The sequence below is a fragment of the Aneurinibacillus thermoaerophilus genome (assembly GCF_019603355.1).
Lineage (GTDB): Bacteria > Bacillota > Bacilli > Aneurinibacillales > Aneurinibacillaceae > Aneurinibacillus > Aneurinibacillus thermoaerophilus.
This window is the reverse complement of record NZ_CP080764.1, coordinates 2,157,212-2,168,977: the sequence shown is the minus strand read 5'-3', so window position 1 is coordinate 2,168,977 and position 11,766 is coordinate 2,157,212. Positions and strand designations below refer to the sequence as shown.

Here is an 11,766-nt window from a genome sequence, read left to right as displayed (position 1 = left end):
TTGTGGAAAAGACGAATGTCCTCCCCTTGTTTTATCTATTTATATTGTATAAAAGCAAATTCAGCATGCGGGGAGGCGGTTCAATGCGGTACAGCGAACTTGGCGGAAAAGAAATTATTGATTTGGATAATGGTGAGCGAATGGGGGTAGTGGGGCAATCCGATCTGGTTATTGATCCAGATACGGGCAAAATCGAGTCCATTATTATTCCGGCAAGCGGTTTACTTGGATTTGGCAAGAAAAAAGAAGAGATGATGATTCCGTGGAAAGCCATCCGTAAAATCGGAAGCGAAATGATTATTATCGAAATGAAGCCGGGAACGTTGATAAAAGAATAGTGGAAAGGATGGGTGGGCATTTGTCACCACACCGGGCACCTACGAATACGATGAGGGTAGAAATGCAACGAATTTCGGGAAACCATGGCTGCGGCGGTCGTTTTGTGCTTTATCTTGGCGCAGGTTTGCAGTAAAATGGTTTGAAAGGGGTTATCTTATGCTGACAGGAATTCATGCTGCCTTCATCGGGGGCGATGCCCGCCAGCTTGAAGTCATCAAGAAATTTATCGAATTGGATGCCGCGGTAACCCTCATCGGCTTTGATAATTGGGAGAGCAACTTCACTGGAGCGGTGAAGCGTCCGCTTTCTGCTGATGTCTTGCGCGATGTGGATGCTTTGATTCTACCGATTGTAGGGTCGGACGATAAGGGGTATGTTGAAAGTATTTTTTGTTCTAAACCCCTGCAATTAACGGAAGAGCTTTTGACGGTGCTTCCTTCCCGCTGCTGCATTTATACGGGGATGGCCCGCAGCTTTCTGAGAAACATGGCTGCGCTTCACAATCTCAGTTTGCAGGAATTTCTGAACCGTGATGATGTGGCGATTTATAATTCCATTCCCACAGTGGAAGGCGCGCTTATGATGGCAATCCAAAATACTGATTTTACTATTCATAACTCTATCAGTCTGGTTCTCGGATTGGGCCGGGTTGGTTTATCCATGGCGCGCGTTTTGCACGCGCTTGGTGCTCACGTGCGCGTGGGTGCCCGCAAGTCGGCAGATTTGGCCCGTATCTTCGAGATGGGATTGACCCCATTCCATATCGATGAACTAAGCCAACATGTTGATGACGCGGACTTGATTTTTAATACGATCCCCCACCTTGTCATTACAGCAAAGGTGATTGCCAATATGCAACACCACGCTTTAATTATTGATTTGGCCTCCAAACCGGGCGGCACCGATTTCCGGTATGCGGAGAAGAGGGGGATTAAAGCGATCCTTGCTCCTGGTTTACCTGGAATCGTTGCTCCGAAAACAGCGGGACAGATTACTGCCAATATACTGTCACGTCTCGTTTTTGAACAAATGGTAAACGGGAGGAATCAAAATGGATCTCAAGGGTAAAACGATCGGCTTCGGGCTGACAGGTTCGCATTGCACATTTGCAGAAGTAATGCCAGAGATTCAAAGGTTGGTAGATGCAGGCGCGAACATTATTCCTGTTATTAGCCATACGGTGGCTACGACGGATACCCGTTTTGGCAATTCTAGCGATTGGCAGGCGCAATTGCGCGCGATTACCGGAAATGAAATTATCTCGACGATTGTGGACGCGGAGCCGTTCGGACCGTCGAAAAAGTTGGACCTTATGATCATTGCCCCTTGCACGGGCACGTCCATCAGCAAACTTGCCAATGCAATGACGGACAGCGCAGTAATGATGGCGACAAAAGCAACGCTTCGCAACTTGCGGCCGGTCGTCATCGCGATATCGACGAACGACGGACTCGGTCTGAATGCGGCGAATATTGCAAAACTTGTTGCAACCAAGAATATTTACATGGTGCCGTACGGCCAGGATGCGCCGGACAAAAAGCCGAATTCTCTTGTCGCCCGCATGGAACTGCTTAAGGAGACGTGCGAAGCGGCGCTCGAAGGAAGACAGCTTCAACCGATGTTGGTGGAGAAATACCGCTATATGCAATAGTAATTTTTGCTATTTTCATCTATAAAAATATTATGTAGGCTGTGCAATATGTTCAGTAAAATGCGAAGGAGTGGGGAAGATGGAGAAAAAGAATGGATATCATGTTGCAGTTGTAGGTGCTACTGGCGCAGTAGGAGAACAGATGCTGAAGATGCTGGAGGAGAGGCAATTCCCACTTACGTCTTTGAAGGTACTGGCTTCCGCCCGTTCGGCTGGTAAGACAGTTAAGTTCAAAGGAGAAGATATCGTTATTGAGGAAGCGACTCCGGACGCATTTGAAGGCGTACAAATCGCCCTGTTTAGCGCAGGCGGCAGCGTAAGCAAGGCGCTCGCCCCGGAAGCGGCAAAGCGTGGCGCGATTTGCATCGACAATACAAGCGCGTTCCGCATGGACCCGAATGTGCCGCTTGTTGTACCGGAAGTAAACGCGGATGCGCTCAAGGAGCATCATGGTATTATCGCTAACCCGAATTGCTCAACAATTCAGATGGTGGTTGCTCTGGAGCCGTTGCGTCAACAATACGGAATTGAGCGTATTATTGTGTCTACTTATCAGGCGGTATCCGGTGCAGGGGCCAAGGCGATTCAGGAACTGTGCAACCAAACGGAAGCGATTATTCGCGGCGAAGAAGTGAAAAAAGAAGTATTGCCGGTCGGATCACTGCCGAAAAAGCATCAAATCGCCTTTAATGCCATTCCGCAAATTGATGTGTTCTTGGATAATGGCTTTACGAATGAAGAGATGAAAATGGTGCGCGAAACGAAGAAAATTTTTTCTGATGACTCGATCGCGGTCGCTGCGACATGCGTACGTATTCCGGTTATCAAAGGTCATTCGGAGTCCGTATATGTAGAGCTTAAAAACGATTATGACCTGGCGGAAGTACGCTCACTCCTTGCGAACGCGCCAGGCATTGTTGTTCAGGATAATCCCGAAGAACAGGTATATCCGATGGCGATCGATGCGGCTGATAAAGTCGAAACGTTCGTCGGTCGCCTGCGCCGCGATCTTGACAATCCGCGGGGCTTGCATATGTGGATTGTTTCCGATAACCTGTTAAAGGGTGCGGCATGGAACGCAGTGCAAATCGCCGAGGAACTTGTGAAACGGAACTTAATTAAGGAGCAATGAGAGCAGCATGAGAATAATTGTCCAGAAATTCGGGGGTTCGTCTTTGACGACCGCCGAAAAAAGAGAGCGTGCGATTTACCACATTCTTAAAGCGCTGGAAACAGGGTACAGAGTATGCGTCGTTGTATCTGCTATGGGGCGAAAAGGCGATCCGTACGCGACCGATACTTTACTTGATTTGATTAAAGAAAATGGGAACACTCTCGGTAAGCGGGAGCTTGATATGCTGATGGCGTGCGGCGAGGTCATTTCGGCCGCGACGATGGCCAGTATGCTAAACGCCAAGGGGCTTGATACGATTGTACTTACAGGCGGCCAGGCCGGCATTTTGACAAATGATGACTATACAAATGCCCAGATCTTAACGATTAATCCGCAGCGCATTCAGCGTGAACTGGAACAGGGCAAAGTGGTTATCGTAACCGGCTTTCAAGGCCGGACGACCGAATGGGATACAACAACGCTTGGTCGCGGTGGCAGCGATACGTCAGCTACAGCGCTGGGTGTCGCCTTGAAAGCGGAGATGGTCGATATTTTTACAGACGTGAACGGTATTATGACGGCGGACCCGCGGATTGTAGAGGAAGCTCGCTCGCTGTCTACCATTACGTACACGGAAATTTGCAACATGGCGTACCAAGGAGCAAAAGTGCTTCACCCGCGCGCGGTGGAAATCGCGATGCAGACAAATACGCCGATTCGTGTTCGTTCGACGTTTTCAGATGACGAGGGCACGCTTGTGACAAGTGTGGCGGAAGTCAATCGTTTGGCAGGTGAAATGAACGATCGGCTGATCACAGGTATTGCGCATGTACCTAACGTAACACAGATTAAAGTGATGGCCAGAGAGGGCGAATATGATCTGCAAATGCGGGTATTTAAAGCGATGGCTGAGAATGGGATTAGCGTCGACTTCATTAACGTCAATCCGCGTGGCGTCGCTTATACGGTACGCGATGAAGTAGTAGAGAAAGCGGTTGGTATTTTACAGGAGATGGGGTATGAACCACTTTTGACTCGCCATTGCGCGAAAGTATCTGTCATCGGTGCCGGAATGGCTGGCGTTCCCGGTGTTATGGCGCGCATCGTTGAAGCGCTGACGAAAGAAGACATCCAGATTCTGCAGTCTGCCGATTCCCATACCACGATCTGGGTGCTTGTCCGCGAAGTGGATATGGTGCGTGCGGTGCGTGCGTTGCACAAAGCGTTTGACCTTGATAAGGTACAATTTTGAGGAGGATAACTGTGATTGATTTAGGACGATTAGTAACGGCAATGGTCACCCCGTTCGATGCACAGTTGAATGTGGACAAAAAGAAAGCCGAAGAATTGGTTGAGCATTTAATTGCCAACGGTTCGACGGCCCTTGTGGTGGGGGGGACGACCGGTGAGTCACCGACGCTTACAGGTCAGGAAAAAGTCGATTTGTATCGCCATGTAGTGGAAATTGTAGGCGGACGAATTCCGGTGATTGCGGGCACAGGCAGCAACAATACAGCGGCTTCGATCGAGTTAACGCAAAAAGCGGTGGAGTGCGGCGTGGACGGTATTATGCTGGTTGTGCCGTATTACAACAAACCGTCTCAGGAAGGGCTTTATCAGCATTTTAAAACCATTGCACAAACGACAAAGCTTCCTGTTATGCTATACAACATTCCGGGTCGCTCCGTTATTAACATGAAAGCGGAGACGACGATTCGTCTCGCGAACGATGTGGAAAATATCATCGCGATTAAAGAAGCGAGCGATGATTTAAGCCAGATGGCTGAAATTATTGAACGCACAGCAGATGATTTTGTGCTGTACACAGGCGACGACAAAATGACGCTGCCATGCATGTCCATCGGTGGCAAAGGCGTGGTAAGCGTTGCGAGCCATGTCATCGGCAAGGAAATGGCTGAGATGATTGAAGCGTTTGTGGACGGCGATATTGTGAAAGCAAGCCAATTGCACCGACAGCTGCTTCCGGTATTCGAAGGTCTGTTTATTGCAGCCAACCCGACTCCGGTAAAAGCGGCACTCGCTCTTAAAGGCATTGACGTCGGCGGGGTACGTCTACCACTCGTCGAACTTACCGAAGAAGAGAGAGACTATGTGAAAGGTCTATTTAAATAATAATGTAGAAAAAAGGAGCAGGAGAGTATGAAACGTCTTCCTGCTCTTTTTTTGTTTTACATATTTAGCATGCTAGGCGTACATAGTAACAGATGATAGCACTTGTTTTTTCTCTGACGCATCATGTATAATATTAACAAGTGACTGGTTCGGTTTTTTTATGAATATTTTGTTTGTTGAGCTGTAACTACAACTGAATATTTAGGAGGAATGAATTTGTCGAAACTTAACCAAAAAGCTTTGTCAATCTTCGCTTTGGGCGGCGTGGGCGAGATTGGCAAAAACATGTATGTAGTCCAGTACGCGGATGACATCGTGGTAATCGATGCTGGTCTTAAGTTCCCCGAAGAAGAAATGCTTGGTATCGATATCGTTATCCCGGACATTACGTACCTGCAGGAGAACAGGGAAAAGGTACGCGGCATTCTGATTACGCACGGGCACGAAGACCATATTGGGGCGCTCTCGTATGTGTTGCGTCATATTAATGTGCCGGTGTACGCCACGAAACTGACGCTCGGACTGATCGAAGTGAAGCTGAAAGAAGCGGGTCTTCTTGGAAGCGCTAAGCTGCATCTTATCGACAACAGATCGGAAGTTAAGCTTGGTTGCTTCACGGCAACGTTTTTCAAGACGAACCACAGCATTCCCGATTCCGTAGGTATTTGCCTCGATACACCGGAAGGCTACGTGGTACATACCGGAGATTTCAAATTCGATCATACGCCGGTTAATAACCAAGTGGCTGATCTGGCAAAAATGGCGCAAATCGGGGAACGAGGCGTCCTTGCTTTGTTGTCGGACAGCACGAATGCAGAACGCCCTGGCTTTACTGGTTCAGAGCGGGAAGTCGGTGAGGCGATTAAAGAGCAGTTCCACAAGTGTAAGGGTCGAATCGTTGTCGCTACGTTCGCTTCTAATATCCACCGCATTCAGCAGGTTATTGATGCAGCCGCATTATATGACCGGAAAGTAACGGTTATCGGACGCTCTATGGTGAACGTTGTAAATATTGCGATGGATCTCGGTTATTTGAGTGTTCCGGAGGGCATGTTGGTAGAGCCGGAAGAAATCAATAAACTCCCGGCGGAAAAGGTAGTTATTCTTTCCACGGGCAGTCAAGGAGAGCCGATGTCGGCGTTGACCCGCATGGCGCGTTCGGCGCACCGTAAAGCTGATATTTTGCCAGGGGATACTGTGCTGATTGCTGCGACGCCGATTCCGGGGAACGAGAAATACGTGGCGCGTACGGTTGATCAGTTGTACCGGATCGGGGCGGATGTGATATATGGCAATCATATTCATGTATCCGGACACGGCAGTGCGGAAGAATTGAAGCTGATGCTGAATTTAATGAAACCGAAGTATTTCATTCCTATTCACGGGGAATTTAGAATGCTGCGCCAACACGCCATTTTGGCCGAGCAATGCGGCGTTCGGCCAGAGAACATTTTCTTGCTTGACAACGGGGATACCGTTGAGATTAGCGGAGGCAAGGCCCGCTATGGTCCGAAAGTCCAAGCCGGTATCGTACTCATCGACGGACTTGGCGTCGGTGACGTTGGAAACATTGTTTTGCGTGACCGGAAGCTTTTATCGCAAGATGGTATTTTAGTTGTTGTAGTTACATTGAGCAAACAAAACGGAACGATTCTTTCGGGTCCGGACATTATTTCCCGCGGGTTTGTGTACGTCCGCGAATCGGAAGCTTTGCTTGAAGAAGCAAATCGAATTGTAAGCCAGACGCTGAACCGTTGTATGGAAGAAAATGTAAACGAATGGTCATCGCTGAAAACGAATGTACGCGACTCTCTTGGACGTTACTTGTATGAGCAGACGCGCCGCCGCCCGATGATTCTGCCGATCATTATGGAAGTGTAATTTAAAACTTGAATGTTGAGTCGTGAAACCCTTGATATTACTGGGGTTCACGACTTTTTTAATCTTAAAAATAAGGTGATTGACCACATTTTGACCACCTTTAGTGTGTTAAAGTGATTTTTTGGCCTTATTCTTCATTGCGATATCAAAGTTTTGTGCGAGATCTTTCTGCATTGTAGGTAGAACATGAGAATACGTATTTAGCGTAATGTTTACATCTGCATGTCCAAGACGTTCACTAACCACTTTTGGGTTTTCTCCTAGTTGTAGAAGGAGGGTAGCATGAGTATGTCGCAAATCATGAAAGCGAATTTGAGGGACACCTGCAAAATCACAGGCGAGTTTGAAATCATAATTAATATCGGTAGGGAGTATCATAGTACCCGTCCAGTTTGCTACAACTAAGTCATGATCCTTGTAGGCAGCACCCAGGCGTAATTTGACCTCGTTCTGTTTTACTTTATGAGCCTTCAGCGCTTGCAGAGCAAAATCTGGCACCACTATTGTTCGAATTGATCCTTTCGTTTTTGGTTCTTGAAAGGATAATTTTCCGTTTGTTTTTACTAGGGTTTGCTGAATTCGAATAAACCCATTCTCTAAATCGCAATCTTGCCAGCGCAGTCCTAAAATTTCTCCTTTACGCATACCACAGTAAATAGCTAATACATAGGCAATATAAAATTTGCTATTCCCCGTCTTTCGCTTTTTAATCATTGAGAGAAAATGATTTGCTTCTTCGAGTGACCACGTTGTTACCTGGCGTTTCTCGATGCGTGGTGGAGTAGCTGCAGATGCCGCATTCTCTTTAATTAATCCCCATTCAACTGCTTTACGCAGGGATTTGCTTATAACAGCATGCATATTACGGATGTAGCTCGCTGCAAGTCCTTCTTGCACCTTTTTAGAGTACATTTTTTGAAGATGGCGCGGCTTTAAGTCCTTGAGCTTTACTTTTCCGATTTCGGGAATAATATGTTTCTTTGCTATAAAGAGATGGAAGTCATACGTTGAGGGACGTACCGAATGTCGTGCGGTGTTCTCCATGTATTCCAGTAAGTATTCCCCGTACGTTTCTTTCGATTCGTCGATGTAGTTACCATTTTCAATTTGTGCAATAAGTTCGGCGCACGCCTTTTCAGCTTCTTTTTTTGTCTTAAACCCTGATACAGTTTTTTGTTTCCGTTTTCCGGTCTTCGGGTCACGCCCAATATCCACGGAAAATGACCACTTGCTTCCTCTCTTACGAAAGTATCCTTTCACAATCATTCACCTTCCTTTTTCGTTATCATACAAGATCCGTAAGATGAATAATGGGGAAAAAGAGCGTTGTCTCTTTCTACATGTAAGATGTGACACAACAGCCAAGTTTCATGAGTAAACATCTGAAGTGGTCACACTGGAAATGGGATATGAGACAGGGAGTAATAAAAAGGTGGGGGCGTAATGACCTCCCCTTTTCTGATTAGGGTACCATGGTTATGATAACCATGGAGAGAACCAACCCTAATTCTTCATTGAAATCTTATATCGTATGCCTTAATGTTTGTAACAACGGAATCACAGACTCGTTCCACCTGATTTGATACCCACTGTGGCTGTTGCGTGTGTATGGGAACTCTTCACCAAACTGTTTGCCTTTGCTTGTTAATCGCCATTGTTTTGTTTTTTCACGTTCCCTGATTTCTGAGATATGTACTCTAATTCTTCTTGTATTTGTAGTCCCAAGTCACAGAGTTTCTTATTAACATTTCGAGCTGTCATACCATTAAGTTTGACACCAATTTGTGATGCTGTTAAGAAGCCTGTATTATATTCAGCAGCAGGAAGAAGGTTTTTATATTCTTCTAGTGTTTTTCCTGTTCTCTTCTCAGTTCGGTCAATTGCAACAGATAAAGCAATTCCTTTTTGTACCCCGGAAAATCTGGCAATAATTTCAACGACACTAAATTCTTCTTTAATAACTTCAACTAAATCAGCAGTAGGCTTATTCATTTCTTTTTGAGCCTGTTCTTTTAACTCGAAATACTCGTCCAGCAAGATGTCATACATTTCCCATGACTTATCATCATCAAAGATTTTGATGAGTTTTGCATATCCTCTTTCTGAAAGGAGGTAGATATTGTCTGCTTTTGAAACTTCCATTTTACTTAGAACATTGTTATCCCTAAAAAGGATTACAATTTCTGGATATTTTTGGGCGTCGATGATATCTACGGCATCAATAAATCGGTTACGATTCCGATTTATAAGTTCGTTTACTTTGAAGAGTTTCTTTTCATGTAGCTCTGCGATATGTTTAACCAGCATAGCTTTTTTATCTTGGCCGAATCCCCCAATAATGTTAGAAACATCAATCCCGCAAATTTGAGACATTCCATTCAACTGCAAGGCCGCCTTTATCGTTTATCCAACTCCTTCTCCGTTTTCTTATATACCAGCAGCTCCCCAACGCCAACCCCGAACATCTCACACAGGGCATCCATCGTATCGAACTGAATCCCTTTTCCCCTGCTGTAGTAGACCGTAGTCAGCGTTGTCCTGGACAAGCCTGTCTGTCTTACAACCTCAGCTAACGTTCTCACTCCATGCTTCGCCATCAGGATTGGTAAGTTCGGTTGAATCACTTGAATCACCTCAATAAACAAAAATATCGTTATAATAAACAATAATCTGTTTATTTTCGATTTATATTGTACATAGTGATAAAAAATTGGTCAATGACAAAATGAACAATATATTATTTATTATGAAGTGTATATGGTATTTTAAATATGAGGTTTTGTGTATGATAAAGTGTAATTTAGCTGTTTTAATGGCGGAGAGAGGATTAAAAATCGCCGATATTGCCAGTGGAACGGGGATGTCACGGACGACAATCAGCTCCCTGATGAACCACAATGCGAAGGGAATTCAGTACGATACGTTTAATACACTGTGTGAATTCCTCAAAGTGTCACCAGGGGAACTGTTCATTTATGAGCCATTCAAATTTAGCTTCGAAGTGAAAGAAGTAGAGGAGAGGGAAAACGATTTCCTGTTTAAGCTGGATGCGGATATTACGTACAAGAAGCAGGTGTTACAGGAAGTACTGCCGGCCAGTGTAATCCTGGACGTGGATGAAAAGGACAAGCTCTGTTATGTTGGGATTGAAGTAAACTATTCCGAGGAAATGACGCAGCTGATCGCCCCGATTCCTCGCATGTTCCATAAGGATATGGAGGAGGAAATTAAAGAGGCGATTATGGAGAAGCTGGCACAGACATACTCTTTTGCAGAGGATATCGTAGTTACATTAAAGTAGCAGGGGAAAAAATTTTTTAGAAAAAGTGGCTCAAAATAACTCCCTCAAACGTTTCTACTATCAGAGAAACGTGAAAGGGTGGTAAGGATGATTCCTGAACTTGATAGTGTCACGGTTATTTGACACCCTCTATTAGATTGGGTAACATATAAGTAGAAAATGTTGGATTATACAGCTTATTTGTTTTTTCACTTGCATATACTGTTATTATCATTATGATAAAGGTGGTATGCAGGTGAAACGAAGGAGGAATTATAGAGTGACAAGAGCAGTATTAAAAGCAAAAAGCAGTGCTTCTACTCTTGGTAATCGCACTACTCGCATTCGCTCTGAAAAACGCATAGAAATGTTAAATCAAAAACTTTCCTCCAGTATTGATGTGGACAAACTGTTTGCTGATGTTGAACCACTAGTAATCAGTGAAAACGGTGTGGTTATGAATTTTGATCCCAACAATCCTCAACATAGGAAATGGTTGGATGATTAATGAATCCAGGGGAAATATACGACTTATTTTTCCCTTTTAAGCCACCAATCAAGCCGGGACAGGGAGCAGGTAAAATCCGCCCGGCTCTTATTGTGGCTGTTTCTTCAACTGGAACTGCTCTTGCAGTTTCTCTTAAAATAACGAAATCAGGCCCCACGCTCCATTTTCCACATCGTGTTCCAATCTTTTTTTGGAGAGATGCAAATTTAGATACTCCCTCTTATGTTGAACTTGATTCTGAGCTGCTTATTCGAATACCGTCCAGATTGGCACCTAGAGGCGTACTAAGGCCGTCAGATTTTAACTTACCTCCGAAAGAAGTCTCCCACTTCTAAACGTGAAGGTGCGGAAGCACCAGTGAAAGTGGGAGATGAATTTCGGTTAGGTGTAGCCTAAAGTTGTCTCTTTTTTTTGTTATGATATAATCAGTATTAGATAAGCGAAAGGCTGTTGTATCAATGAAATTAGACAATAATAATCATTCAGTGTTTTTGTTGTATTACCATCTTGTTCTGGTTGTAAAATATCGCAGAAAAGTGATTGACGATGCCATATCTGACTATGCGAAAGATATGTTTGTTCGATTGGGTGAAAATTACAATATTTCCTTAGTCGAATGGAATCACGATATTGACCATGTGCATATTTTGTTCAAAGCACATCCGAATACTGAAATGTCAAAGTTCATCAATGCCTATAAAAGTGCAAGTTCTCGACTTATCAAAAAGCATTTTCCACAAGTGAAAAGAAAACTTTGGAAAGAGTATTTTTGGTCAAGAAGCTTTTGCTTACTTACAACAGGCGGTGCGCCCACCGAAGTGATAAAGAAATATATAGAAAATCAAGGTATGAAGTGAGGT

Annotated in this window: 13 protein-coding genes; 10 read left to right on the top strand and 3 right to left on the bottom strand. The window is 44.8% G+C overall.

Translation table 11 applies throughout. From position 1 onward, the window contains the following. The first annotated feature begins 83 nt into the window (after nucleotides 1-83). From K3F53_RS11340 to K3F53_RS11310, 7 genes are all read left to right on the top strand, one after another. On the top strand, nucleotides 84-338 hold the full coding sequence (locus tag K3F53_RS11340) for a YlmC/YmxH family sporulation protein (RefSeq protein WP_057898454.1): 255 nt from the start codon (nucleotides 84-86) through the stop codon (nucleotides 336-338). Nucleotides 339-495: 157 nt separating this feature from the next. Further along, on the top strand, nucleotides 496-1,407 hold the full coding sequence (dpsA, locus tag K3F53_RS11335) for a dipicolinate synthase subunit DpsA (RefSeq protein WP_057898455.1): 912 nt from the start codon (nucleotides 496-498) through the stop codon (nucleotides 1,405-1,407). Beyond that, nucleotides 1,391-1,990 carry a dipicolinate synthase subunit B gene (locus tag K3F53_RS11330; protein ID WP_057898456.1) on the top strand — a complete coding sequence of 200 codons (600 nt, stop codon included), beginning with the start codon at nucleotides 1,391-1,393 and terminating at the stop codon, nucleotides 1,988-1,990. Before dpsA ends, K3F53_RS11330 begins: the two co-directional genes overlap by 17 nt. Before the next feature lie 79 nt (nucleotides 1,991-2,069). Next, a complete protein-coding gene (locus tag K3F53_RS11325) occupies nucleotides 2,070-3,122 on the top strand; it encodes an aspartate-semialdehyde dehydrogenase (protein ID WP_057898457.1) in 1,053 nt (350 codons plus the stop codon). 7 nt (nucleotides 3,123-3,129) lie between these two features. After that, a complete protein-coding gene (gene dapG, locus K3F53_RS11320) occupies nucleotides 3,130-4,356 on the top strand; it encodes an aspartate kinase (RefSeq protein WP_057898458.1) in 1,227 nt (408 codons plus the stop codon). A gap of 11 nt (nucleotides 4,357-4,367) precedes the next feature. Next, complete coding sequence (dapA, locus tag K3F53_RS11315; protein ID WP_220558996.1) at nucleotides 4,368-5,237, top strand: 4-hydroxy-tetrahydrodipicolinate synthase; 870 nt, start codon at nucleotides 4,368-4,370, stop codon at nucleotides 5,235-5,237. A gap of 216 nt (nucleotides 5,238-5,453) precedes the next feature. After that, the gene (locus K3F53_RS11310; RefSeq protein ID WP_057898460.1) at nucleotides 5,454-7,118 is read left to right on the top strand and encodes a ribonuclease J; all 1,665 of its coding nucleotides are present in this window, start codon (nucleotides 5,454-5,456) and stop codon (nucleotides 7,116-7,118) included. A gap of 108 nt (nucleotides 7,119-7,226) precedes the next feature. On the opposite strand, the gene K3F53_RS11305 is transcribed toward K3F53_RS11310, so the two are convergent. From K3F53_RS11305 to K3F53_RS11295, 3 genes are all read right to left on the bottom strand, one after another. Beyond that, nucleotides 7,227-8,384 carry a site-specific integrase gene (locus tag K3F53_RS11305; protein WP_246615631.1) on the bottom strand — a complete coding sequence of 386 codons (1,158 nt, stop codon included), beginning with the start codon at nucleotides 8,382-8,384 and terminating at the stop codon, nucleotides 7,227-7,229. Between the two features lie 378 nt (nucleotides 8,385-8,762). After that, complete coding sequence (locus K3F53_RS11300) at nucleotides 8,763-9,491, bottom strand: ORF6N domain-containing protein (protein WP_246615717.1); 729 nt, start codon at nucleotides 9,489-9,491, stop codon at nucleotides 8,763-8,765. A gap of 23 nt (nucleotides 9,492-9,514) precedes the next feature. Next, a complete protein-coding gene (locus K3F53_RS11295) occupies nucleotides 9,515-9,742 on the bottom strand; it encodes a helix-turn-helix domain-containing protein (RefSeq protein ID WP_057898461.1) in 228 nt (75 codons plus the stop codon). A 161-nt stretch (nucleotides 9,743-9,903) separates the two neighbouring features. Here K3F53_RS11295 and K3F53_RS11290 point away from each other — a divergent pair, with 161 nt between their 5' ends. The 3 genes from K3F53_RS11290 to tnpA all read left to right on the top strand — a co-directional run bounded on the left by K3F53_RS11290 (nucleotide 9,904) and on the right by tnpA (nucleotide 11,763). Then, the gene (locus K3F53_RS11290) at nucleotides 9,904-10,419 is read left to right on the top strand and encodes a helix-turn-helix domain-containing protein (RefSeq protein ID WP_220558995.1); all 516 of its coding nucleotides are present in this window, start codon (nucleotides 9,904-9,906) and stop codon (nucleotides 10,417-10,419) included. 259 nt (nucleotides 10,420-10,678) lie between these two features. After that, complete coding sequence (locus K3F53_RS11285) at nucleotides 10,679-10,906, top strand: hypothetical protein (RefSeq protein WP_057898463.1); 228 nt, start codon at nucleotides 10,679-10,681, stop codon at nucleotides 10,904-10,906. Nucleotides 10,907-11,364: 458 nt separating this feature from the next. After that, a complete protein-coding gene (gene tnpA / locus K3F53_RS11280) occupies nucleotides 11,365-11,763 on the top strand; it encodes an IS200/IS605 family transposase (RefSeq protein ID WP_057898465.1) in 399 nt (132 codons plus the stop codon). Nucleotides 11,764-11,766 lie beyond the last annotated feature (3 nt).